The organism is Nonlabens dokdonensis, from assembly GCF_002162835.1.
In the GTDB taxonomy this organism is placed as follows: Bacteria; Bacteroidota; Bacteroidia; order Flavobacteriales; family Flavobacteriaceae; genus Nonlabens; species Nonlabens dokdonensis_B.
In genome coordinates, this window is record NZ_MAAX01000021.1 from 1 (window position 1) to 24,009 (window position 24,009).

Consider the following 24,009-nt stretch of genomic DNA (forward strand, 5'->3'; position numbering starts at 1 on the left):
CGGTGGCGGCGCAGGTGGAAGCTGGTAGTAGATTTTGTTTTTCCGCTTTCGCCCTGAGCTACCTTAGGATAAACTTCCATTAAAAAAAATGGAAAGCGAGATCCTTTAAAACTTTTCTGTTAATTTATTTTCAATAGATATGCTTGCTATTTATTTACCTCTTTAAACTAAAGTGGCCTTTTACCTCAAACGATCCTCTTGAGTCTTCCACCTCAAGTAAAAACCAATAGTCTGAAGATGGCATAGGATTATTATTATAGGTTCCATCCCAACCAGAGAAGTTCTTGCCGTAGCTTTTCAATAATTTACCATGTCTATCAAAAATGTAGAATGTTGCCTTATCAAAGGTGTCGATTCCCTCGACATACCAAGTATCGTTGAAACTATCACTATTAGGTGTAAAAAATCGTGGATAATCTATAATTAGAACTATTTGTGGTGGCGTAGGTTCACAGCCATTAAGATCAATTACTCGTACTTCATGAAACCCACGGCTCACATTTGTAAAAATATTGCTTTCTTGTTCAGGACCATTATCTAGAACATAGAGATAATCACCTATACCACTTGCAGTAACAGTTATAGTATTAGGGTCGCCAAAGTTAGTTGAAGCGACAAAATCTACCATAGCAGTCTCAGATTCTGTAACATCAAATGATACTAAAGGACCTAAACAACCTAATGAACTTGTAGCTCGTACACTATAACTACCAGGAGTGCTAATATTAATGCTACTTGTAGATTCGCCTGTAGACCAGCGGTAAGTTGCGCCACTTAAACCTGCGCTGGCATCAACATTCACAAACCCAGAATTACATATAACTTGGACAGGATCTACTTCTGCAATAGGTAAAGGATCTACTATCGCCTCAAATTCACCAATAGAAAAACACCCTAATGTGGTTTCTGTAACTCTAACAAAAAATGTTTCTTGTTGATCTACAGTAACATTAGTATCTACTAATTCATTTGTATCATTTTCTGCGTCTGTTTGAGAGGAAAAATATTGCACAGTGTGATTTACAGGATTTAATCCGTTTAAAATTACATTATCATTATTATCAAGATTAAAACTGCCTAAACCATCAAAGTTATCATCACATTCCCTAATGTCATAACTACTAGAAGCAGCTATTTGTGGTGGATTCTGGATTTGTAAATTGAAGCTAGCCGTTGAAAAACAAGTAGTTGATGTGTCTTCTACTCTTATAAACAAAGTGGAATTTGAAGCTGTGTAATTATAGGTGGAGCCAATAGGATTGGAGCTAGCTTGTGCGTCAAGAAGCGTACTGTAAAAGCTTATAGTTTGAGTAGGTAACACTGGATTTATAATCTGAGGTACCACGTCGTTTAAATTTGCTAGTTGATTAGGGTTATCACAAATAGTAAAGCTAGTATTATCGTTTAATTGAGGTGGTAAATCGACAATTAATTCAAGCGGTTCAATTGTAAAACACTGTGATATGGTATTAAAAAATCTTAAATATACCGTTTGAGGATTCACAGTATTTGTAAAAGAAGTATCGTTTGAAATGGGATTAAGATGACTTTGAGCATCGGTAATGCTGGTATGCCATGATAGGGTAGAATTGAAAGGTCTTGTTCCGACAATTTCTGCCTCTCTACTGGTAAGATCAAATGTATTGAATCCATCTAGGTCATCATCACAAATAGTAGATGCGGTAACTGCATTTGTGATAGGACTGTCTATTACGTTTATCAGGATATCTTCTACTTCAAAACAGTTGACATCATTTCCTATGCGAGCATAGATTGTTTGTGGATTTGAAGTATTTGTAAAGTTAATAGGAAGTGCGTTGCTGTTAATTTCAGCATCAAAAATGGACTCGTGGAAGCTCACGTTGAGATTTGAAGTTATTCCTTGCCTTATTTCGTTGATAGTCAGTTGCAAGTCCATAGTGGAAAAACCATCATTGTTATCATCACAAATACGAATGTCCGATGGTGTATTATATGTAGGTGCTTCATCTACTACGAGTTGAAAAGAGTCTACGCCAAAACAAGATGGATCGCTAATATTTTCTACTCTTACCCAAATTGTTTGAGGATCACTAATATTTTGATAAGCGGTGAACTTGTCTATCTCATTATTGCCAGAATTAGCATCAGCAGGATTAGTAAAATATCTTGTGACTTTTCCAGCTTGACCGTTTAATATCTCTGTATCTCTAGTAAAAAAGAAAAAATCTTCTACATTGTTACCATCAGTTTCACATAATTGGTAAACAATAATTGCCGGAAAAATAGGTAAGGTGTTTACAATGATAGGTTGACTAACTATCGTTTCACAGCCTGTAATGGTATTTTCTACTCTTATGAACACAGTTTCAGTTTGGGCGTTGTAATTGGAGGGATTTGTGATGGGATTAAGTCCTAATTCTGCATCAAAAAAATCATTGTGATAGCTTATCGACCTATTAGCATCAGTAGTTATTTGTGCTTCCTGAGAAGTCAAGTCAACTATAAAAAAACCATCCTGATCGTTATCACAAATGATGAAGCCGTTAGGAGTGCCAGCCACTGGTGCTGGTATAACTATGATATCGAGAGATTGCACGTCGCTACAGCCAGTAGGAGCAATCAACTCTGCGTAAACCGTCACTGGATTAGTATTATTAAATATAGAGGTTATAGGATTGAATCTATTATCTGCATCTGCTTGAGATTGATAATATAAAACACTATGATCTTGACCAAAAGTTCCTCTTACCGCATCATCAAACTCATTGAGTGGTATAAACGTAAATAAATCCTGATCTTCATCACAATATGTTTGATCAGGAATAGGAGCAGATTCAAAATAAGGCTCAACAATTAAAAGAAACTCGGCAAACTCTGTACAAGTAGGACTGTTTATCCTGATGTAAATCGTTTGTGGATTTGACGTATTAAAATAACCCATAGTAGGATCAATTTGATTGACATCGGCCATTTGATCCATTTGAGTCTCGAAAAACTCAATAGTGACGTCATCTAATCCATTAATAATCGTAGTAGCAATAATATCCATTCCAAATTCCTCAATACCATCATTACTTATGTCATCACAAGCAATAAAATCTCTGATATTAGTTCTATCTAATAATAAATTGGTGAACAATTGTACAGGAACCACTGTAGCACAACCATTAGTATTAGACTCAAACCTTATGAAGATAGTCTGGCTGCGTGCGTTAGTATTATTAAATGCACTTGGATTAGTAATAGGACTGACATCATTTTCTGCATCCTGCTGAGACAAATGATAAGAAATTGTTGAGTTAGAAGGTGAGGTGGTAAATTCTGGAATAATACCTGTCAAATCAAATGTTGCAAAACCATCGTTATCGGTATCACAAGCGTCAATAAGCGCAAAGTCAGAATCTAACACAGGAGGCAACTCGACGTTTATAGTTATTTCACTTGTGGCAAAACATCCACTTAAGTTGCTTGAAATACGAGCAAAAATCGTATCAGGATTTCCAAAGTTAGTATATGGATTAAATAAACCTCCTGTATTATTAATCGCATCATTTTGAGTTAAATGATAAGAAATACTAACATTTGATGTGGAAGTAGTTACTTGAGAGTCAAATTGAGATAAATCTGTTGCTACTATTCCATCTTGATCATTATCGCAAGTGGTATAAGAAACATCATTTGCGACTAGCACATCACTTACTATTAAATTTACAGGTCGTATACTTTGACATCCTGTGTTTAGATCATTAATGCGTATAAAAATGGTCTGAGGATTTGTAACATTAGTATAATTATCTGCTAGCTCGTTGACTTCATTTTGCGCATCAGTTTGATTGCCATAGAACTGAGCAGTATAATTACCTGTAGGCAGTTGTGTGAGCGCACTCGTACCCAAAGTAATGAGATCAAAGGACTCAAAGCCATCTGCGCTAGCGTCATCACATCTTTCTTGATCTGCTATGTTTATATTCAATTGATTAGGATCAATAGTTACCACGACATCATCTGTAATAATACAGTTAGAGTCCGGTAAAGCTACACTTATTTCGACTCGGTAAGTGCCACTTGTGTTAGCTAATAAAGTGCTATTGGTTTGCCCAATAATTTCAATATTGTCTCTAAACCACCTAAAAGTCGCTTGAGTGTTTGCAATACTAGCATCTAGAGTAACATCAGCGCATGGAAATAAATCAGGACCTAGATTAACATCGGCTTGTAAACTTCCAGCCTCTATGAAAATAGCACTATCATATGCCGTAGGGTCAAAGCTAGACTGATCTGCAATTACCATTTTGAGATGATAAGTGGTGTTAGGAACAACATCTGCAGCAGCAGTCAAAGTGACCGTGCGACCTTCAAAATTCGTATCTCCTAAAGATTGTCCTGCAAAGAAATTAGGGTTTGTTGCGGGACACTGTCCTACGACTTCTGGATGGACGGTATCTATTCCTACTGGAGTAGAGGTTCCAGGTAAAACAGCTATATTCTGATAAGTGCCACCTAAAGGTCTAAGTAACAAGGCAAATCGATCACCTACGTTACAAGGGAAGTTTTGCTGGTACTCCTCTGAAGCGAGTAAATAATTAAAACTTATTCTGTTAGAAGTACTTATTAAATCAAACTCAATAACTGTTGCGTTTACCGTATTTGAGATACCAGTGAGATTTTCTAGATCGCTATCTCCCGTCCATGCGGTTGTTCCATCGCTCAAATCGGTACTTAAAATATTGTTTCCTATTCGGTTTCCATCTCCAGTACTCAAAAAGAAACCATCTGTAAATGGAAAAGCAGAAGCGCCTTGTGAAAAACTACCAAAACTATTTAATCCATCTACACTACCATTGATATTAGAAGTAATATTTGTTATCTCAACACAGTCGTTTCCTAAGGCTTGCTGTACTAGTTGATCCACTGGCAAGGATGTGGATGTGTTTATGAGCTGTGAGAACCCTTGAAAACTCAACAATAAAAATGCAGCGTATAGTAATGGGCGACAGTAAATCTTACTATTCAAAATAAAGTTATTTATTAATTTTCAAATATCCTATAATCTATTGATTTTCAAAGATGAGAACATCATGATTGAAACCACTTGAGAAGTCAAATATTATAATGAGGGATGGACAAATAAACGATATTTTGAAAAGAGAACGAAGAATTAAAAGCTTCATTATCACCAACTGTTATTATTTAACATAATTCAACCTATTTACTCGCTTTTCATCGAGAGTTTTTAAGTTACCAGCACATTTTTACTATGTATATTTGCAAACTAATTTAGATAGAACATGGCATTGAATAAAAATGGAGTATTAGGTTGGGCAACATTGATAATGATTATTATCGGTATAGGGTTAATAGCCTTAGGCGCTTATCGTTATACAGATGTTGGTTTTGGTTTTGCAGCTATAGGAATAGGTTTTTTTGCGATTGCATGGGTATTTAACGCTCTTAAAGGTAGAGTATAGGTGAAAGAGGTGATTCATTTTAAAGATATCAATACACCTAAGTATAGAATAATTATGGGTACGGCTATCTTAGGGTTAATTCTTGCAGCCGTTTTATTTTTTCTAGATGCAACACTTTACAGCTCTATTTTTGCTTTAATTTCAATTACATTATTTTACATTAATAGTTTTGATGGGTTTTCTACTCGCAACGCTGTATCCTATAGTTTAAAATCCATCACTGTAAAATTAGTAGGTAGGAAAACTTTTGGTTTTACCTTTAATGAATTAGAAATACTGGATCTTTCAGAAAAAGGTCTTTATATTAAATCAAAAGGGATGGATCCGGTTACGCTTTCGCGAAAGCGATACCACGACGATTCTCTTGAACAATTATATACAATTTTAAAAGATAAAAAGACATCACATGAGCGACGATAAACAAGTAATATTTTCTATGTCAGGTCTTTCAAAAACTTACCAGAGTACTGGAAAACAAGTTTTGAAGAACATTCACCTGAGCTTTTTTTATGGGGCAAAAATCGGTATTCTAGGTCTTAACGGTTCTGGTAAATCTACTTTGATGAAGATTATCGCTGGGATTGAAAAGAATTACCAAGGAGAAATCAATTTCTTACCTGGCTATAATGTAGGTTATCTAGAGCAAGAACCGCAATTAGACGAGAGTAAAACGGTTATGGAAATCGTGAGAGAAGGTGTCGCAGACACTGTTGCCGTTCTTGATGAATATAATAAGATCAATGACGATTTTGGATTGCCAGAGGTTTATGAAGATGCAGATAAGATGGAGAAGCTTATGAACCGTCAGGCAGAGCTTCAAGATAAGATCGATGCATTAAATGCTTGGGAACTAGACACCAAGCTAGAAATTGCGATGGACGCTTTAAGAACGCCTCCTGGAGATGCTGAGATTAAAAACCTGTCTGGTGGAGAGCGACGTCGTGTAGCATTATGTAGATTATTATTACAACAGCCTGAGATTTTACTGCTGGATGAGCCTACTAACCACCTTGATGCAGAATCTGTATTATGGTTAGAGCAACACCTTGCTCAGTATAAAGGAACTGTAATCGCAGTAACTCACGATAGATATTTCCTTGACAATGTTGCAGGATGGATTCTTGAATTAGATCGTGGTGAAGGAATTCCATGGAAAGGAAATTACTCTAGCTGGTTAGAACAAAAAGGAGAACGACTTGCTAAGGAAGAAAAAACGGCCTCTAAAAGACAAAAGACTTTAAAGCGAGAGCTGGATTGGGTACGTCAAGGGGCAAAAGGTAGACAAACTAAACAAAAAGCTCGTCTTAATAACTATGACAAACTTTTAAATGAAGATCAAAAGGTAAAAGAAGAGAAGCTAGAAATTTATATTCCTAATGGTCCACGTTTAGGAACAAATGTGATTGAAGCAAATGGAGTGAGTAAAGCCTTTGGTGATAAGTTGCTCTATGAAGATTTGAATTTTGTACTACCTCAAAATGGAATAGTAGGTATTATAGGACCTAATGGTGCTGGTAAAACTACCATCTTTAAGATGATTATGGGGCAGGAGCAACCAGATAAAGGTTCTTTTAGCGTAGGAGAAACAGTGCAGCTGGCTTATGTGGACCAGTCACACTCTAATATAGATCCTAATAAATCTATCTGGGAGAATTTTTCTGACGGTCAAGATTTAATCATGATGGGTGGAAAAATGGTGAATTCTAGAGCTTACTTGAGTCGTTTTAATTTTTCTGGAAGTGAACAAAATAAGAAGGTATCTACCTTATCTGGTGGAGAGCGCAACCGTTTACACCTCGCGATGACACTCAAAGAAGAAGGAAACGTTTTACTACTTGATGAACCTACAAACGATCTTGATGTAAACACCTTAAGAGCGTTAGAGGAAGGACTTGATAATTTTGCTGGTTGTGCGGTAATTATATCGCACGATAGATGGTTCTTAGATAGAGTTTGTACACATATTATTGCATTTGAAGGAGATTCTCAAATCTATTCTTTTGAAGGTAGTTTTACAGAATACGAAGAGAACAAAAAGAAACGTTTAGGTGATCACGCTCCTAAAAGAATACGTTATAAAAAGTTGACTAGAGACTAGTTGTCTTTTTAGTTATTTTAATTTTTAACCCCAAAGGTTTTCAAAATCTTTGGGGTTTTATTTTTGAAAAGTAAAATTAATTCAATATCCACTCTTTTTTGTAAAGCAAGGCCTTAGTTAAGTGCTTATAAATAGCAGGGAATTCTTGTTTGAATAAGGCGTTAGACTCAAAATAGTACTCCGAAAGCACAGCCATAAATTCATATTGATTTGTGAATGCGTATGCTCTAAAGAATTTTGTAGCATCAACCTTTGATCTTACTTCGGGCTTCATAAGCTCTCGTAAAATTTCTTGTGTAAATTTTTTAAAGCGAGTGGCATCTATATCACTGCTATGTTTACTTTCAAAATGTATCACATGAGTAAATTCATGTAAACCTAGATGTAAATTATCAGTAGTTACGTCCATACCTTTTTTAAAATCTGGCCATGAAATAGCAAGGACTTTTGCGGTAGGATTAAATTCTCCTTTGTGCAACGCCTCATTAGTCGGGCTCATAAAAGGTTCAGGAAAAAACAACACTGCATTGAGCAAAGGATAGGCATAATTACGCCTACCGAAGGTCAGTCTACATGCAACACAAGAGACTAGTACCACTTGCTCGTCTGTAACATGATCTTCATAGCGATGTTTGAATTGTTTTGCTTCTATAAAGGTCGCAACTCTATGTTCAAACTCTTTTTTAAACCTAGGATTAAGATTTTTATAGAACGGATAATTTTCTAGAATCCGCTTTCGCGAAAGCGGTAACCTGCGATGCGACAGCAGTTGTCTATACCATAAGAAGTCTCGCTTTATTTGTAGGTTGCGCAAGATAAAATGGATAACAACCATTACCAGTCCAAAGATAAAAGCTGTAATCACATAAGGTGCTACCCAAAAGGTTTCTGAGTTGGGTTGAAAAATTAGTATGTAAATTAAATAATTAATCGCGGGACATAAATATTTGCAAGATGTACCAAAATAGTAGCATCAGTGAAGAGAACAAGCCTACTGCAGCACCTACGTATTGATCAGTATGATATTCATGTACAAGATTTGAAGTTTGGTATAAAATAGATCCAGCTGCAAGCACTACCATCGAACCGCTAAAGAAAAGGCCTAGATCAAAACCGAAGATCATACCAGCAATGATTAAACCTAATGCGATTATGAAACCTACAGCAAGTATACTTCTTAGAAACGAAAAATCTTTTTTAGTTACTATTACAACAGCACTTAGTGCTGCAAATAAAGATAGAGTCACCGCGGCAGCCTGACTCAATAAATTACTTCCTTCTTGCTCACCATAAAACATTTGATACTGTAATGCGATAGAAATAAGAGGTAGAAAAATAATTGCATAGGCTACAACACATAGCAGTAATCCTATATATTGCTTAGATCTAACATGTGATTTATGAGCCATCTTTTCGGCATAGGATGTCGCCCACATAAATATTCCTAGAACGATTAACCAGGTCCATCCTTGTGTAAGACTGAACATGAAATTTACCAAAGGTTCTATCTGTAATAAAATGGCCTCTACAATAACAAAAAGAAGAACAGCAACAGCGACATGCGCGTAGGTCTTTTTATAAAAAGCAGCTCTTACATCGTCAGTAACCGCAGATAATGCTTCAAACTGTTGATCGTATTGAGGGAAATGGTCTTGATTCATAATATCTAATTGATAAAGTAAATATAATTATTATGTCCTTGTTTAACGTTAATGATTCATTTAAATTATTTTTATCTACAATTAAACCATTGTGTGAATAAATGGTCTTAGTAAACGTATGAAGAACACACCAGATGAGGAGATCCTTTCATTAATACTTGATGATGCAACTGCAAATCAAGGGTTCCGACTACTGGTGTCTCAAAATCAAGAACAATTATACTGGCAAATTAGGAAGTTAGTTCTCGTGCATGATGATGCAGATGATGTTCTACAAAATGTTTTTATTAAAATTTTTAAAGGGATAAAAAACTTTAATGGCAAAAGCAAACTCTCCACATGGATGTTTAGGATTGCTTATAATGAAAGTATGACATTCCTAAAGAAAAAGGCTCGTAATTTACAATTGTCATCTCAAGAGCTGCAAGAACATTTAACAGAAAAACTAGAAGCAGATGTTTATTTTACTGGTGATGAAATAGAACTTGCATTGCAAAAAGCTTTGTTAGAATTACCAGATAGACAGAGAGAAGTATTCAATCTTAGATATTATGACGATCTCAAATTTAAAGAGATTGCAGAGATACTTGATTTAACTGAAGGTGCTGTTAAAAGTACCTACCATATTGCCGCAAAAAAAGTAGAACATTTTTTAAAAGATCATTAAACTAAATGACTTTTATTGAGTCATAAGAATATGAGAAAGAATGAAATACATAACAAGACAGGTTTTCAAGTACCAGCCGGTTACTTTGATCAACTTACTGATCGTGTATTAGAAAATGTAGAGGTTAAAGCTGACCAAATCCCTACAGGATTTAAAGTGCCAGAGGATTATTTTGAGCATTTAGAAAACAAATTGATGTCGCATCTGGAGCAAGAAACTAAAGTGGTTTCACTGCATCAATCGCAGTCTGGCAATTCTAGGAAATGGTTATACCCTTTACTAGCGGTTGCTGCTGTATTTATAGGCATCATGGCTATTAATGGAATGTTTACTACAAGTCAAAATGATATCGTGACGTTTGCTGATGTGGAAGATCAAGAAATTGTAGAATATCTGGCTCAATCTAATTTTTTACAAGATGAAGAGTCTATTGAGATACTATTTGCAGATAATAGCGTCCTAAGTAATATTAAAATAGAACAAGAAATAACAGATAATGAGTTGTTAGACTATCTTATGGAAGACAGTTCATTAGATCAAATGCTACTAGAATGAAATATATATTCATAATTGTTTGTGCTTTATTCACATTGAATATGACCGCGCAACCACCAGATGATGGTGATAGAAAAAGCCGCAAAGAAGAGATGAGAAATCAGATCAAATCTTTACTTATTGCGCATGTAACTAAAGAACTAGAACTCACTACTGCTGAGGCGCAGAAATTTTGGCCACTTTATAATGAAATTAAAGAAGAGCGTGACCGCCTAGAAAGACAAAAAAAAGTGCTTATTAAAAAGGTAGAAAAAACCTTTGATAATATGTCAGAAAAAGAAGCAGCATCATACGTAGATCAAATGGTTGCCTTAGATCAGAAAATAAGTGCTACAAATATCGATTATAAGCATGATGAAATTATTGCTGTGATAGGAGCAAAACGCTTTTTAAAACTTAAAAAGGCAGAGGTAGACTTCAGACGTAAAATGATGAGAGAATATAGAGATCGCAGATCTAGAAAATAATGGTTTAGTTGATTTGAATAAAAATCCTTTTTTATTAATTTAAAAAAGGGTTTTTGCTTTTAAAAACTTAAGATGTTTATTCGGTTAGGTTTTTTAATTGTTTTCTAAATACTTCTTCTGTTATTTCAGGTGGACGTTTTTGTTTTACCAGCCATTCTAATAGTGGACTATCGTCTTTAATAGCAATGATACAGCAATCTACAAAGGTGCGTATAAAAACTAACAACAATACAGCAGCGGTAGCACTACTCCAAAACATAAAAAAGCCAGCAAGAATAACTACAAACTGCTGCACAATAATCCTAATGTAAGGTGCAACCATAATTTCAAAGGTAGTTATTTGCTTATATCTTTTTTCATTTATGAATACAGTAGTTAATGTGTAAAAATGAGAAAGAATTGTAAATCCTAATAGCAGCCATATGTTTTCTAGTTGAAGAACATAGCGGTAATTTTCTAGAATATTAAAGCCGTTTACTATACCGTCAGTTTTATCTACCTCAAGAAAAGTAAAAGCAAAAATGGATTGTATAGCTACAAAACCGCCGTAATGCACACAAAAGAAAAAGATTTTACCTATGTTACTTCCTTTATTTTCATGACTGTAAATAGTGATAAAGCACATTTTTATAACCATAAATAGTCCTATGATAATTGTTTCTAGAAAATAGGCAAATAAAATAGCCATGGCACTTAAAGTACCAGTGAAATATAGAAATAATACAAAGGCTGCTGCTATATATAAATTTGCGTTAGCTTTATTAGGATATAAAACAAGTTTCCACATAAGTAAGTATATGATTCAAAAGTAGACTGTAGTTAAGTAAGGTGTTATAGGACAACTGTCTTATATTATCAATTAAAAATTAGTCTTGCTATTTTGTGAAAAATAAAGGAGTGTTTATTTTTATCAAAAATATAATTGGTTATTATGAAAAATCTAATTCTATTACTTTCTTTTACTTTGCTTACAAGTTGCAATCAACAGTCAGAAAAAAATGTTATTAATTCTAAGGATCCTGTCTTAAGTAGCGAGGTCTATAAAAACTATGTAGCTGCTTATAACGACTACGCCTCTTGTAAGATGGAACGTCCTCAGCTTACTAATGACTTCATGGAGAAAAAAATGACTTCAGAAGAATTTACCGCAGCATTAGAGAAAAACGCAAAATCTTGTAATATTAAAAAAGAAATTTTTAATAAATATTACCAATTGCTTGAAGCAGAATTTGAGAAAACAATCGCTGCAAAACATAAAATTATGGAATAATAATCTAGAAAAGTATCCTTCCTAGATCGTCGGTATTGTGAATATCAGTTTCATTATATACCAGTTTCCATCCCATACTAGTGCTCAAAATATAGATGTTACTCAATTCTGTGAGTAGTCTGTTTTGAGCATTTTTCATGACATTATCTTTCTTAATTTGTTTTTTAAGATCAGATTTTATTTTACGTTTGATCGTGTTGTAATCGCTGCCCTCAAACCTGTTGACTAAACCATTATCCATTTTATAGAAATATATATTTGGATCAATAATAAGCTCTGGTTCTGGTAAATAGAGTAATGTGATCGTTTTACTTTCAGGATCAACCTCGTACTTTAACTTTTTCAAGTCGTAAGAAATTTGTGCCGTAGCATTTGACACGAGCAACGCACTTTTTTGACTTGAAAAGAAATCCCAGCCGTATGATTTGGTGCTTTCGTACGTGTACACCTTAGCATATTTCATTTCTGTAACCACAAGTTTACTTACGTTTTTTATCTCTTTTTCAATGAGCGCAGTTTCTGCAAGAAGTTGTTCTTTTTCTTTGCTGCTCTCCATTAAAGAAGTGACGGTATAGAAAATCAAAACTGCGATAAGTCCACTGATAACATATTTAAAAATATCTTTCATCTACAACTGTGTTTTAGGAAACTTACGTAATAATTCTTCTTTCATTTTTTGAACTTGAATTTTATGAGCTTGATGGTCCGTAGGCTTATGTTGAATCAGTTTTCTGTATTTTTCTACTACTTTTTGTTGTGTTATGGTGTTTGTATTAATACCGCTTTCGCGAAAGCGAGACCATATAAAATCTATTCCTACATCGTTTAAATGAACCATATCACGCTTATAGAAACGGTAATCTCTTAACTCATCCATCGCTATTTCATAAGCGGGAAAATAAGTTTCATCTGTTCTTTCTAGATGTGAATGTATAGCCTCATGCAATCGTGCCTTGCTACGCTGGTTGTTTATAAAACCGTCTTTTATATGACGTACAGGTGACAACGTATAAGTGATGCTAACGTCTTTTTTAATAGATTTTACGTGTTGTGAGATCTGGTTTAAGTCTGAAGTAATAGTTTCTATTGTTTGTAATTCTTTTGTAAACTTTTTTTGGGGTTGTTTATGACAGTTTGCTACTATCATATTGCGTTCTTTATGCCGGTAGACCCAAGCAGTTCCTAAGGTTATAAATAAATGAGTAGCGTTTTTAATTGCGTTTTCTAGAACTTCTCTAGCATCGTTAAGCTTTGTTAAAAGCTGGTCTGGTGAAGAGGCATTGAGATCTGAATGGGCTAAATAACTAAAATACTCTGTGCAGTCTTCTTGAGTAAAAGCTGTTCTTGTAACAGCCCGATCAATTAAAACTTTCAAACTAGTAGAGTTAAATATGATACCAAATGGATTTACTGTTGTACAAAATCCAAAATACGATAATCTGGCACCCATATTTTCTGTAAAACAACTGCCTAGAAGAACGATTTTAGAATCGTAATCAATTAAAGAAAAAGATGTATCAACAGGTACGACAGTGCTTAACTTCATAGGAATTTACAAGTTTTTTATAAAGGTACAACCTAAATAGATCAAGATAAATATTGATAATAAACATAAATGAATCTTAACAAATATTAAATGTGCTTTATTCCACTTTATCTTTAGCAGTAAACTGAGCTGTATGCTATTCAAACAGTTACCGCTCAAATATTTATTAAAATGAATGATAATCAAGTAGAAGAAGTAATAGAAACAAAGTCAGAAAAGAAAAAGGTTGAAGATCATGATGATATTCTTGTAAAACAACTTTGTGAAGGCCTAGATACATACAAGAAAAACAGACTTTCTACTTTTCTCAGTAGTTTTATGGCAGGTCTAGAAATAGGTTTTAGTTTTCTAGTTGTTGTTATAGTATATAGTTTTTTAGACGGTAAGGTAGATAAAGAATTCATTCCTTATATAGCTGCTTTTGTTTATCCGTTAGGTTTTATACTAGTTGTTCTAGGTAAGTCTGTACTTTTTACAGAGCAAACTTCTTTATTGTCTCTTCCAGTTTTAGGTGGTAGAAAAACCTTGTCAGACCTTATGGCTTTATGGGGAATTGTAATTTTAGGAAATCTGGTAGGTGGTTATTTAATAGGAGGTTTTCTAGTCTGGATAGGTCCAGAGCTAGGTATTATTTCTATATCAGGAATAACAAACCTAGCTGAACATGTGAATCATTTTTCTAGGGAAGTTATCTTAGCCAGTTCTGTCCTAGCCGGATGGTTAATGGCATTGTTATCATGGATTATTACTTCAACACATCGAGCTACTGGTAAAATTCTTATTATTTATGTGATTACTTTTATTATAGCTCTAGCTGGATTGCACCATAGTATTGTAGGGAGTATTGAGGTATTTGCAGGTTTTCTAGTTACTGATAAAATTACTATCATGGATTACCTTACTTTTCAAGGTACTTCTTTGTTCGGTAATGCGTTAGGTGGTGTAGTGTTTGTCGCTATTTTAAAATACGGCGCCTTTCTAGCAAATAATTCCAAGTCAAAGAAATAAAATGATTCTATGAAGCTTTTCTCACTTTAATAAAACGCAAATAGATAAAGCTCAACAACTGCCCAAAGAATTAATGGCACCACTATCAAGGTAAGAAATAATGTAAGCCATGTTTTTCTTTTTTCTCTTTGAACCTCTATCTGGAAAGCATCTTTTGCTTCTTGAATTTGTTCTGGTGTAAAGGATTCTTTTCTGTTGTTTTTTTTATAGATATAGGTAGTTTCATCAAGTCCTTTGAATTTTTTTCGTGATTTTTTAAGCGTTGCATTATTCTTCATCGCTGTAATCATTCCTTGTACTGAACCGCCAAAACTCATAGGAATTAATTGAAATAGTTTAAAAATACCATAAACAACCAAAGGCAAAGAGGTAGAATAACAAATACAAACAGAATCCTTTTAAAAACAATCCATCTATCTTTTTTAAGGTTGTTTCTAAATTGTGCTTTAGCTTTCTCAATTTGTTCGGCTGTAAAGACACGTTTCTTTGTTGCTGATTTGTAAGTAGCAATTGAGCCAGTGCGCGCATCTGCAATACGATCTGCACGACGTTGATCGCCTCTTGCACGTATGCGGTCTATCTTGTCAAGTAAATGTTTAGTTGCTACTCCCATAACATATGAGTAGCTTTTGTAAGGGATATGTTACGAGTAGTTGTTAATATTCATATTTTAAGAAGAATATAAAAAAATAATTGACTAGTTATCTCTAATTTTAAAGTATCAAACTATATTTTCCAGTTTAAGTCACTCTCTTTTTTTAAATTAAGTGAGGTAAAGAAATTATAAAATGTATCATAGTTAGCAGAATCTTTATTGAAAGAGATTGTTCCACCAGATTTAATGAAAATTACTAAATGAGTATTAAGTACTAGCATTTTCTCAATATGATTAGGAGTAATAGTTGTTTGTGTATTATTTCCCTCAATAATGATTTGTTCCTTAGATAAATGAAAAACGTCCTTTTTAGTTAGCAGTGCACCTAATTCATCTATTTTATTTTTTAAAAATTCTCGGTGTTTCTTTAAAATCAATTTCTTGAATCTAATAGGGTAAAAAACATACCACAGTATACAAAAGGTTAGAATAATTAAATATATCCAAATAGGCAAAGATCTTATGTAAAATATTACACTAGCGCAGGCTAGCCATATTAATGGACTTACAAGTCTATATCTATTTAGTTTCTTTTTATAATCCTCAGAATGTTGGGTATGATAAAATAAACCTACTAAAGCATCATCTATAGTAAATTCCTCTTTTAAAATTATCATTTTACACCATTTCTTTTGCCGCCTCAAGCGCAGCATCAATTCCAGCAGCATTTTTTCCACCAGCGGTAGCAAAGTGTGGCTGGCCGCCGCCGCCGCCTTGGATATGTTTACCTAGTTCTCGTACGATACTACCAGCATTAAGGCTCTTTTCCTCGATCAAGTTTTTACTTAAAATAACTGTCAAAGTCGCTTTGCCATCATTTTCTGCTCCTATGATTAAAAACAAGTTTTCCATATCTCGTTCTATATCAAAAGCAAGTTCTTTAACTGATTTTGTATCTAGATCTGTCTTTGTAGCGATAAAATTCACTCCATTGATTAATTGAGCACTGCTAATTAAGTCGCCTTTGAGGTTTCCAGCTTTGGCCTTTTTGAGTTGTTCTACTTCTTTTTTAAGAGCGTTGTTTTCTTCTTGAAGAGCTGCGATAGATTCTGCTGGGCTTTTAGTAGGATTCTTTAAAATTTCTTTGATTTCTTCAAAGTTTTTAGATTGCTCTGCAAAGAAATCTTTTACTGCGTCGCTCGTAATTGCTTCAATACGTCGTATTCCAGAGGCTACTGCTGTCTCGTTTGTTATTTTAAAATGCCAGATATCGGCAGTGTTTTTTACGTGAGTTCCTCCACAAAGTTCCTGACTTTCACCAAATTTAATAGTACGAACTACGTCGCCATATTTCTCGCCAAAAAGTCCAATCGCGCCTTCAGCGATAGCTTGATCATAAGTGTTATTTCTATTTTCTTCTAGCGGCAATTGTTCTCTAATACGAGCATTAACAAAGTTCTCAATTTCTACGAGCTCTTCTTTTGTTACCTTAGAGAAATGAGAGAAGTCAAATCGCAAACTAGCACTTCTCACCATAGATCCTTTTTGTTCTACGTGAGTGCCTAAAATTTTACGCAAAGCTTGATGAAGTAGGTGCGTAGCGGTATGATTTGCCGCAGTACGTGCTCGTTGATGAGCATCTACAGTAACTTTAAAAGGACCTTCAAGTTCTTGAGGAAGGTTCTTAGTAAGATGAACAGTTTGTCCGTTTTCCTTTTTAGTATCTATAATGTAAACTGTGTCGCCACTGGCATTTTCTATATATCCTTTATCACCAGTCTGCCCACCGCTTTCTCCATAAAACGGAGTCATATTAAAGACTATTTGATATAACTCACCGTCTTTTTTACTTACTACTTTTCTATATTTAGAAATGCGTACGTCACCAGAAAGTCTGTCATAACCTACAAACTCTTGAGTGTCATCATCTCTTAAAGTAGTCCAGTCGCTAGTTTCAGTTGCGCTAGCTTTTCTAGAACCTTCTTGTTGTTTCTTAAGAGCTTTTGCAAAACCGTCTTCATCCATCTGAAGACCTTGCTCGCTTAAAATCAAACGAGTCAGCTCTTTAGGGAATCCATAAGTGTCATTTAATTCAAAGGCCTTCTTACCGTCCAGAGTAGTTACCCCATCATTTTTCATGGTTGCAACCATAGAATCAAGAAGGGCAAGTCCATTTTCTAAAGTTCTTAAAAAAGAAGCTTCTTCTTCTTTAATTACATTAAGAATAAGATTCTTTTGAGATTTAAGCTCCGGGAATGCATCACCCATTTGCTTAGACAGCGTATTTACTAGCTGGTAGATAAATGGTTCTTTTTTTCCTAGATAAGTAAATCCATATCGTATAGCACGACGCAATATCATACGTATCACATACCCAGCACCATTGTTGGATGGCAATTGTCCATCGGCAATAGAGAAGGATACTGCTCTAAGGTGATCTGCAATTACTCTTATTGCTATATCTTCTTGCTCTGTTTTACCATAAGAATGACCAGTTATGGTTTCTATTTCTCTAATAAGAGGTGTGAAAACATCTGTATCATAATTGGATTGTACATTTTGCAGCACCATCGCAAGACGTTCAAAACCCATTCCCGTATCTACATGTTGTGCCGGAAGATTTTGCAAACTACCGTCTGCCATGCGGTTGTACTGCATGAAAACTAGATTCCATATTTCTACCACTTGTGGATGGTCCATGTTTACAAGCGTAGCGCCATCTACTTGTGCTTTTTCTTCATCACTTCTTATATCTACATGAATTTCAGAACATGGTCCACAAGGTCCTTGCGCGCCCATTTCCCAGAAGTTATCTGCTTTATTGCCGTTTAAAATACGGTCTTCAGCAATAAGTTCTTTCCAGTAGTCGTAAGCTTCAGTGTCGCGATCTAGTTTTTCACCAGCATCACCTTCAAATATTGTTACATAAAGACAATCTTTATCAATGCCATAAACTTCGGTGAGTAATTCCCAAGCCCAGGCGATGGCTTCTTTTTTAAAATAATCGCCAAAACTCCAGTTCCCCAACATCTCAAACATCGTGTGGTGGTAGGTATCTACACCTACTTCTTCTAGATCGTTATGTTTACCACTTACACGCAGGCATTTTTGAGAATCTGCAACGCGGTTGTTTTTAGGTTCTGAATTGCCTAAAAAATATTCTTTAAACTGGTTCATACCAGCGTTAGTAAACATTAACGTAGGATCGTTTTTGATCACCATAGGAGCGCTAGCAACGATTTGGTGTTTTTTGTTTTCAAAAAAATCTAAAAATGTTTGACGTATTTGTTTTGACTTCATTCTGGCTGCACTAGCGGTTAATTCAATTTTCTTATTTTTGCTTAGAGGAATATTGTTTGTTAAGCATTCCGCTTTCGCGAAAGCGAGATCTAAAAACAACTTTTAATAGTATATTCCGTTCTTAAAAGCAGCACAAAAATAGCATAATAAACCGTATGTCAAAGGTCAAGTACTACTACGATTCTGAAACACTTTCTTATAGAAAGGTAGAGACTAAAAAAAGAAGAGTTTTTTTTAGAAGTCTACTCTTTTTATTTGCGAGTTTTTGTTTTGGGTTAGTATGTTTTTTGTTTGCTGATATGTTTCTTGAATCACCACAATTGCGAAAGGCAAAAGGTAAAGTGGAGTATCTGGAATTGCGCCTGGATGAAATGCAAAACGATGTAAACCAGTTAAGTGCGGTAATTGCAAATGTGGAAGAGCGCGATAATACGATATATAGAATTTACTTTGATGCAAATCCTATTCCAGCAGAGCAACGCCAGGCAGGTTTTGGAGGAGTGAATAGGTACAAGGAATTTGAAGGACAACCTAGTGCTCAAAAGATTACCACGCTCAAAGAATCTATTGATAAGCTTAAAAAGAGAACTGCTATACAATCGCAGTCTCTTGAAGAAATAGCTGCTCTGGCTGAGGATAAGGAAAAATTACTTTCTTCTATTCCCGCTATACAACCAGTGCGTAATCAAGACTTAACGCGTATGGCGAGTGGTTATGGTTATAGAACAGATCCATTTAACAAAACTAGAAAGTTTCATTATGGAATGGATTTTACTGCACCTCGAGGTACGCCAGTGTTTGCTACTGGTGATGGTGTAGTCACTAGAGCAGATGCCAATAGCTCTGGTTATGGAAACCATATAAGAATAGATCACGGTTTTGGTTATATTTCACTATATGCTCATTTACGTAATGTAAAACCTTACAATGTGCGTCCCGGACAAAAAGTAAAGCGTGGCGATATTATAGGATATGTGGGAAGTACTGGTAGGTCACAAGCACCGCACCTGCACTATGAAGTTTTTAAAGATGATGAGCGCATCAATCCTATAAACTTCTATTATGGTAATTTAAGTCCGCAAGAATTTAATGCTTTACTGAAAAAATCTCAAGAAGAAAATATTTCACTAGATTAATAATCGATCACTTTACATCTAAATAAATGCACATAGAACTTCCTGAAAAATTATATTATTCCATGGGAGAAGTAACAAAAGCTTTTCAAGTAAATGCTTCTTTGGTGCGTTTTTGGGAAAAAGAGTTTGATGTTTTACAACCTAAAAAAAATTCCAGAGGTAATCGCAAGTTCTCCAAAGAGGATGTAAAAAACCTTAAAATTATCTATCATCTGGTAAAAGAGAAGGGCTTTACTCTTGAAGGTGCTAGAGATTATATGAAAAATCATAGGAAAGAATTGAATACCATTGAGATCATAAATAAATTAGAATATGTAAAAGCAGAGTTACTTAAGATTAAATCTCAATTATAATTACTTTGAGTTCTTCCTAATCTAATAGAGGTAAAACTGTAGATTTGTATTCCTAAAGTACTCTATCTAATTACTGCGATTTTAATGATCAAATTTGAGAAGCTTCCTTATACTTTTATAATTGCAGGACATGTGGTGATCACCATCTTTATGATTGCGGCTCCCTTTCTAGTAAAGATCTTTTTTTATGCCACTATCGTTTATTTTATTTTACGATTATTTACCAGTGCAAATAAAAATAATGAAGTAATTCTCGCCGCCTGTTATCTTTCATGCCTAGAGGTGTTTCTAAGAATGAATGGAGCGTTATTATTTTATGAGATGATCAAATACCTTGTCATACTTTTTATGCTCGCAGGTCTGGTTTTACGAGGGTTTTCACTTAAATCTATTCCATTTGTTTTTTATCTATTACTCTTAGTCCCTAGTATAGTAATTGCGTCTCAAAATATACCGTTAAACGAGTCTCTAAGAAAGGCTATTGCTTTTAATTTGAGCGGTCCGGTTACCCTAGGAATAGTTGCATTATATTGTTTTCAAAGAAAAATTACTGCTGTACGATTAGAAGAAATTTTAAAACTATCTGTAGGACCTATAGTCATGCTGTGTTTTTATCTTTTTATAGTGACACCAGATATTAGGGAAGTGGTAACAAACACGGCTTCAAACTTTGCAACCTCTGGTGGATATGGACCTAACCAGGTAGCTACAGCTCTAGGGATAGGGATGTTCATTAGTTTCATACGATTCTTGCGTATTAAAAGTTTGCGTTTAAATATTCTTGACATCGTGTTGTTTCTAGCCTTTACTTATCGCGGTTGGGTAACTTTTTCTCGTGGAGGAGTTTTAACCGCGTTCTTTATGATTGCGGCAGTAATATTTACTCTGTTCTTTTTAAAAAGATCTGAGTTTAGGTTTGCTTTTATTCCTAAATTGAGTGTCATTGCAGTAGGGTTAATGCTTGCGTGGGGTTATACTTCATTAGCTACTAGTGGATTAATAGACAAGAGGTATGCAAATGAAGATGCAGCAGGAAGAGCAAAAGAAGATCTATCAACAGGTAGAGCAGAGCTTATTTCCATTGAACTTGAGGCCTTTTTAGAAAACCCTATAGGAGGAATAGGCGCAGGAATGGTAAAATATTATAGAGCAAAAAAAGATGGAATTGTCGCTGCTTCACATAACGAAACGAGTAGACTGCTCTCTGAGCATGGAAGCATAGGTATATTATCATTATTTGTTTTAATCATCACGCCACTCATTTTTCGTTTAACGCATAAAGGAAATGTTTACTTCTATGCTTTTTTAATATTTTGGTTTGCAACTATTAATCACAGTGCGATGCGTATTGCCGCACCAGCATTTTTCTATGGAATGGCCTTATTATATGTAGTAAAACCTAAATTAAAGAAGAAAAAAGTAAAAGAGGAAAAGTTACCAGAGATGGCCGTTTTGCAATGAAAAACATTCTGTACATAGGCAATAAACTAGCTGCTAAAGGTAGGACAGCAACAACGATAGACGTTCTTGGACCACTTTTACAAAAGGAAGGATATCAAGTAAGATATGCATCGTCCATAAGAAACATAAGCAAGCGTATGTTGCATATGATGCGCATGACTTACATTAATAGAAAATGGGCAAACGTTGTATTAATTGATACTTACAGTACAAAAAACTTTTGGTACGCGATTACTATATCTCGCCTTTGCAGAAGCTTAAAAATTAAATACATACCTATTCTTCACGGAGGTAATTTACCCAATAGAATTACTAAAAACCCTAAAGCAATTCATGCTTATCTAGAAAATGCGCACGCAATAGTCAGTCCAAGTGAGTATTTAATTTCCGCTTTCGCGAAAGCGGGATACCACAACCTTACTAAGATCAATAACTTTATCGAGTTAGATAGCTATCCATTTCAAGAGAGGGCAATAAATACACCTAAGTTGTTATGGGTAAGGTCATTTGCCCAGATATATCATCCGGAGATGGCGATAAAAGTATTTGAGTCTATTAAAAATAAATATCCAGCAGCAACTCTTACTATGGTAGGTCCGGAAAAGGATGGATCTTTAGAAAGATGTAAAATGCTAGCAAAAAAGCTACAATTAGAAATCAAATTTACAGGCTTGCTAGCTAAAAAAGCATGGATCAAGTTGAGTGAAAATAATAATATATTTTTAAATACAACTCATTTTGATAACTTACCTGTCAGCCTTATTGAGGCTATGGCACTAGGGCTACCAGTGGTTTCTACAGACGTCGGAGGGATTTCTTATCTTATAGAAAACGATAAAAACGGTAAGCTTGTACCAGATAACGATAGGGACAAGATGGTCTGTGCTATTGAAGAATTGATAAGTCAACAAGAACACAGTCAGGCGATTATAAGAAATGCGAGAGAGACGGCAAGTTTTTATTCATGGAGGACAGTTCGTCACAAATGGAACGCTTTACTCCAATCTTAAAATGTATCTTTACCATCTCAAATTGAAATTCTAGTGGCAAAATCGATACATTTTGAAATGTCTGAGCGTAAGATATTATTACGCATCATAGATGTTTTTGTGGTATTAGGATCCTTAGAACTAGTAGGAATAATTTTTGGGCTGGAATATTTCGGTATCAATCATAGGCAGTGGATATGGTCTGTTATTCTAGCAGCATATTTATTGTTTTTTGCTACTATTTTTGAATTATATAATCTTCAAAGAGCAAGCAGGATTACAGGCTCACTTAAAGGAGCTATTACCGCAGGATCAATTACATGTTTGTTTTATCTACTTACACCATTTTTTACTCCTGAGTTACCTGATAATCGTATTCAAATCTTATATTTTTACCTCGCTGTTACCTTGCCGTTATTAATATGGAGAGCGATTTATATAAAATTATTTGCGAGTTCTAGATTTAATAAAAATAGTATCCTTATAGTAGATGCGAGTGAAGCAGCAATGGTTGCTCAATCGCTTCAAGATGTAGATCCTAACTATGATATAAAAGGATTTATAAACACAGGTCCTGCCATAGAAGCAGGACATTATGTAGGTATTAAACAGTTGTCCATAAGTGATGCTCACCAGTTGTTTAAATCTAGAGATATTACAGAAGTAGTAGTTGCAAGTAATGAAGTAGAAGGAATCACTTCAAACTTATATCGCTGGCTTATCGAGTTAGTAGAAGGTGGCTATTCTGTTAGAGAATATACACAAGTCTATGAAGAAATGACCGATAGAATCCCGGTACAGTACGTAGGCAAGGATTTTTATAAATATTTTCCATTTGCACGTAATAATCAAAACAGATTGTACAAAGTTTATCATCGCGCTTTTGACATAGCAGCATCATTAATAGGACTTATTTTCTGTATTATCTTAATTCCATTTGTTTTAATAGGTAATGTTTTAGGGAATTCTGGTCGTTTATTTTACACGCAAGAAAGAGTAGGTTTAAATAGGAAGGTTTTCAAAATTGTAAAATTCAGAACAATGGTTCGTGATGCTGAAAAACTAGGCGCTCAATTTGCAACTAAAGGCGATGTGAGAATCACTAAATTTGGGAAGTTCTTGCGAGCAACGAGAATTGACGAGTTCCCACAGTTTTGGAATATCTTGAAAGGAGAAATGAGTGTTATCGGTCCTCGTCCAGAAAGAGAAGTATTTGTTGAGCAACTTTCAGAAAAAATCCCTTTTTATGAAACACGTCATGTAGTAAAACCTGGTTTAACAGGTTGGGCTCAGGTAAAAACTAAATATGGTGTTACTGATGAAGATCATTTGAGAAAGTTACAATATGATCTCTATTACATTAAAAAGCGCAGTGTTTTTCTAGATATGAGAATTATTGTAAAAACTGTGAGTACCATCGTTTTCTTTAAAGGACAATAATTTTATGTCACAG

At 34.7% G+C, this 24,009-nt stretch carries 23 protein-coding genes; 13 read left to right on the forward strand and 10 right to left on the reverse strand.

The genetic code is table 11. The features are described 5' to 3' along the window. Positions 1-154 precede the first annotated feature (154 nt). The gene (locus tag A9Q93_RS01180) at positions 155-4,996 is read right to left on the reverse strand and encodes a T9SS type B sorting domain-containing protein (protein ID WP_303685550.1); all 4,842 of its coding nucleotides are present in this window, start codon (positions 4,994-4,996) and stop codon (positions 155-157) included. Between the two features lie 274 nt (positions 4,997-5,270). Here A9Q93_RS01180 and A9Q93_RS01185 point away from each other — a divergent pair, with 274 nt between their 5' ends. Genes A9Q93_RS01185 through ettA form a run of 3 tightly spaced genes read left to right on the forward strand, consistent with a single transcriptional unit; the run spans position 5,271 to position 7,548 of the window. Then, positions 5,271-5,450, forward strand: a complete 180-nt coding sequence (locus A9Q93_RS01185; RefSeq protein ID WP_303685551.1) for a CAL67264 family membrane protein — start codon at positions 5,271-5,273, stop codon at positions 5,448-5,450. A gap of 9 nt (positions 5,451-5,459) precedes the next feature. Then, on the forward strand, positions 5,460-5,870 hold the full coding sequence (locus tag A9Q93_RS01190) for a hypothetical protein (protein WP_303685552.1): 411 nt from the start codon (positions 5,460-5,462) through the stop codon (positions 5,868-5,870). Continuing rightward, positions 5,857-7,548: an energy-dependent translational throttle protein EttA gene (gene ettA / locus A9Q93_RS01195; protein WP_303685553.1), complete on the forward strand. Its 1,692-nt coding sequence runs from the start codon at positions 5,857-5,859 to the stop codon at positions 7,546-7,548. Before A9Q93_RS01190 ends, ettA begins: the two co-directional genes overlap by 14 nt. A gap of 76 nt (positions 7,549-7,624) precedes the next feature. On the opposite strand, the gene A9Q93_RS01200 is transcribed toward ettA, so the two are convergent. Together A9Q93_RS01200 and A9Q93_RS01205 are read right to left on the reverse strand one after the other, a co-directional pair. Continuing rightward, positions 7,625-8,413: a zinc-dependent peptidase gene (locus A9Q93_RS01200; protein WP_303685554.1), complete on the reverse strand. Its 789-nt coding sequence runs from the start codon at positions 8,411-8,413 to the stop codon at positions 7,625-7,627. Positions 8,414-8,474: 61 nt separating this feature from the next. Next, a complete protein-coding gene (locus A9Q93_RS01205; protein ID WP_303685555.1) occupies positions 8,475-9,209 on the reverse strand; it encodes a Bax inhibitor-1 family protein in 735 nt (244 codons plus the stop codon). Between the two features lie 118 nt (positions 9,210-9,327). Here A9Q93_RS01205 and A9Q93_RS01210 point away from each other — a divergent pair, with 118 nt between their 5' ends. Genes A9Q93_RS01210 through A9Q93_RS01220 form a run of 3 tightly spaced genes read left to right on the forward strand, consistent with a single transcriptional unit; the run spans position 9,328 to position 10,898 of the window. After that, positions 9,328-9,876: an RNA polymerase sigma factor gene (locus A9Q93_RS01210; protein ID WP_303685556.1), complete on the forward strand. Its 549-nt coding sequence runs from the start codon at positions 9,328-9,330 to the stop codon at positions 9,874-9,876. A 30-nt stretch (positions 9,877-9,906) separates the two neighbouring features. Beyond that, a complete protein-coding gene (locus A9Q93_RS01215) occupies positions 9,907-10,431 on the forward strand; it encodes a hypothetical protein (RefSeq protein WP_303685557.1) in 525 nt (174 codons plus the stop codon). Beyond that, positions 10,428-10,898 (forward strand): sensor of ECF-type sigma factor, encoded by a 471-nt coding sequence (locus A9Q93_RS01220; RefSeq protein ID WP_303685558.1) that lies wholly within the window; start codon positions 10,428-10,430, stop codon positions 10,896-10,898. Before A9Q93_RS01215 ends, A9Q93_RS01220 begins: the two co-directional genes overlap by 4 nt. Positions 10,899-10,974: 76 nt before the next feature. Here A9Q93_RS01220 and A9Q93_RS01225 read toward each other — a convergent pair whose 3' ends face one another. After that, entirely contained in the window at positions 10,975-11,685 is a 711-nt protein-coding gene (locus A9Q93_RS01225; protein WP_303685559.1) for a DUF6498-containing protein, read from the reverse strand. A 144-nt stretch (positions 11,686-11,829) separates the two neighbouring features. Between A9Q93_RS01225 and A9Q93_RS01230 the strand changes: the two genes are divergently transcribed. After that, positions 11,830-12,168, forward strand: coding sequence for a hypothetical protein (locus A9Q93_RS01230; RefSeq protein ID WP_303685560.1), 339 nt, complete (start codon positions 11,830-11,832; stop codon positions 12,166-12,168). Between the two features lie 4 nt (positions 12,169-12,172). Here A9Q93_RS01230 and A9Q93_RS01235 read toward each other — a convergent pair whose 3' ends face one another. Both A9Q93_RS01235 and A9Q93_RS01240 read right to left on the reverse strand, forming a co-directional pair. Beyond that, the gene (locus A9Q93_RS01235; protein ID WP_303685561.1) at positions 12,173-12,796 is read right to left on the reverse strand and encodes a DUF4230 domain-containing protein; all 624 of its coding nucleotides are present in this window, start codon (positions 12,794-12,796) and stop codon (positions 12,173-12,175) included. Continuing rightward, entirely contained in the window at positions 12,797-13,714 is a 918-nt protein-coding gene (locus A9Q93_RS01240) for a GSCFA domain-containing protein (protein ID WP_303685562.1), read from the reverse strand. It lies immediately after the preceding gene. 171 nt (positions 13,715-13,885) lie between these two features. Between A9Q93_RS01240 and A9Q93_RS01245 the strand changes: the two genes are divergently transcribed. Beyond that, positions 13,886-14,722 carry a formate/nitrite transporter family protein gene (locus tag A9Q93_RS01245; protein ID WP_303685563.1) on the forward strand — a complete coding sequence of 279 codons (837 nt, stop codon included), beginning with the start codon at positions 13,886-13,888 and terminating at the stop codon, positions 14,720-14,722. A 26-nt stretch (positions 14,723-14,748) separates the two neighbouring features. Here the strand turns inward: A9Q93_RS01245 and A9Q93_RS01250 are convergent, their stop codons facing one another. From A9Q93_RS01250 to alaS, 4 genes are all read right to left on the reverse strand, one after another. After that, positions 14,749-15,039, reverse strand: a complete 291-nt coding sequence (locus A9Q93_RS01250) for a hypothetical protein (protein WP_303685564.1) — start codon at positions 15,037-15,039, stop codon at positions 14,749-14,751. Positions 15,040-15,044: 5 nt separating this feature from the next. Continuing rightward, entirely contained in the window at positions 15,045-15,335 is a 291-nt protein-coding gene (locus A9Q93_RS01255; RefSeq protein WP_303685565.1) for a hypothetical protein, read from the reverse strand. Positions 15,336-15,448: 113 nt separating this feature from the next. Continuing rightward, positions 15,449-15,994 (reverse strand): hypothetical protein, encoded by a 546-nt coding sequence (locus A9Q93_RS01260; protein WP_303685566.1) that lies wholly within the window; start codon positions 15,992-15,994, stop codon positions 15,449-15,451. A gap of 1 nt (position 15,995) precedes the next feature. Continuing rightward, positions 15,996-18,617 (reverse strand): alanine--tRNA ligase, encoded by a 2,622-nt coding sequence (gene alaS, locus A9Q93_RS01265; RefSeq protein ID WP_303685571.1) that lies wholly within the window; start codon positions 18,615-18,617, stop codon positions 15,996-15,998. A 155-nt stretch (positions 18,618-18,772) separates the two neighbouring features. On the opposite strand from alaS, the gene A9Q93_RS01270 reads away from it, so the two are divergent. From A9Q93_RS01270 to A9Q93_RS01290, 5 genes are all read left to right on the forward strand, one after another. Next, positions 18,773-19,753, forward strand: coding sequence for a M23 family metallopeptidase (locus A9Q93_RS01270; RefSeq protein ID WP_303685567.1), 981 nt, complete (start codon positions 18,773-18,775; stop codon positions 19,751-19,753). 26 nt (positions 19,754-19,779) lie between these two features. Further along, positions 19,780-20,106: a MerR family transcriptional regulator gene (locus A9Q93_RS01275; protein ID WP_303685568.1), complete on the forward strand. Its 327-nt coding sequence runs from the start codon at positions 19,780-19,782 to the stop codon at positions 20,104-20,106. Positions 20,107-20,190: 84 nt separating this feature from the next. Next, complete coding sequence (locus A9Q93_RS01280; RefSeq protein ID WP_303685569.1) at positions 20,191-21,567, forward strand: O-antigen ligase family protein; 1,377 nt, start codon at positions 20,191-20,193, stop codon at positions 21,565-21,567. Beyond that, a complete protein-coding gene (locus tag A9Q93_RS01285) occupies positions 21,564-22,577 on the forward strand; it encodes a glycosyltransferase family 4 protein (protein WP_303685570.1) in 1,014 nt (337 codons plus the stop codon). The genes A9Q93_RS01280 and A9Q93_RS01285 overlap by 4 nt, the downstream gene beginning before the upstream one ends. A 33-nt stretch (positions 22,578-22,610) precedes the next feature. Further along, positions 22,611-23,996 (forward strand): exopolysaccharide biosynthesis polyprenyl glycosylphosphotransferase, encoded by a 1,386-nt coding sequence (locus A9Q93_RS01290; RefSeq protein ID WP_369674680.1) that lies wholly within the window; start codon positions 22,611-22,613, stop codon positions 23,994-23,996. The last annotated feature ends 13 nt before the right edge of the window (positions 23,997-24,009 follow it).

Bases quoted from the DNA above. Each gene is read 5' to 3' on its own strand.
- A9Q93_RS01285 (WP_303685570.1), top strand. From the start codon at position 21,564: ATGAAAAACATTCTGTACATAGGCAATAAACTAGCTGCTAAAGGTAGG.
- A9Q93_RS01270 (WP_303685567.1), top strand. From the start codon at position 18,773: ATGTCAAAGGTCAAGTACTACTACGATTCTGAAACACTTTCTTATAGA.
- A9Q93_RS01220 (WP_303685558.1), top strand. From the start codon at position 10,428: ATGAAATATATATTCATAATTGTTTGTGCTTTATTCACATTGAATATG.
- A9Q93_RS01185 (WP_303685551.1), top strand. From the start codon at position 5,271: ATGGCATTGAATAAAAATGGAGTATTAGGTTGGGCAACATTGATAATG.
- A9Q93_RS01215 (WP_303685557.1), top strand. From the start codon at position 9,907: ATGAGAAAGAATGAAATACATAACAAGACAGGTTTTCAAGTACCAGCC.
- A9Q93_RS01280 (WP_303685569.1), top strand. From the start codon at position 20,191: ATGATCAAATTTGAGAAGCTTCCTTATACTTTTATAATTGCAGGACAT.
- A9Q93_RS01275 (WP_303685568.1), top strand. From the start codon at position 19,780: ATGCACATAGAACTTCCTGAAAAATTATATTATTCCATGGGAGAAGTA.
- A9Q93_RS01260 (WP_303685566.1), bottom strand. From the start codon at position 15,994: ATGATAATTTTAAAAGAGGAATTTACTATAGATGATGCTTTAGTAGGT.
- A9Q93_RS01230 (WP_303685560.1), top strand. From the start codon at position 11,830: ATGAAAAATCTAATTCTATTACTTTCTTTTACTTTGCTTACAAGTTGC.
- ettA (WP_303685553.1), top strand. From the start codon at position 5,857: ATGAGCGACGATAAACAAGTAATATTTTCTATGTCAGGTCTTTCAAAA.
- A9Q93_RS01205 (WP_303685555.1), bottom strand. From the start codon at position 9,209: ATGAATCAAGACCATTTCCCTCAATACGATCAACAGTTTGAAGCATTA.
- A9Q93_RS01225 (WP_303685559.1), bottom strand. From the start codon at position 11,685: ATGTGGAAACTTGTTTTATATCCTAATAAAGCTAACGCAAATTTATAT.
- A9Q93_RS01240 (WP_303685562.1), bottom strand. From the start codon at position 13,714: ATGAAGTTAAGCACTGTCGTACCTGTTGATACATCTTTTTCTTTAATT.
- alaS (WP_303685571.1), bottom strand. From the start codon at position 18,617: ATGAAGTCAAAACAAATACGTCAAACATTTTTAGATTTTTTTGAAAAC.
- A9Q93_RS01245 (WP_303685563.1), top strand. From the start codon at position 13,886: ATGAATGATAATCAAGTAGAAGAAGTAATAGAAACAAAGTCAGAAAAG.
- A9Q93_RS01210 (WP_303685556.1), top strand. From the start codon at position 9,328: ATGAAGAACACACCAGATGAGGAGATCCTTTCATTAATACTTGATGAT.
- A9Q93_RS01250 (WP_303685564.1), bottom strand. From the start codon at position 15,039: ATGAGTTTTGGCGGTTCAGTACAAGGAATGATTACAGCGATGAAGAAT.
- A9Q93_RS01235 (WP_303685561.1), bottom strand. From the start codon at position 12,796: ATGAAAGATATTTTTAAATATGTTATCAGTGGACTTATCGCAGTTTTG.
- A9Q93_RS01255 (WP_303685565.1), bottom strand. From the start codon at position 15,335: ATGGGAGTAGCAACTAAACATTTACTTGACAAGATAGACCGCATACGT.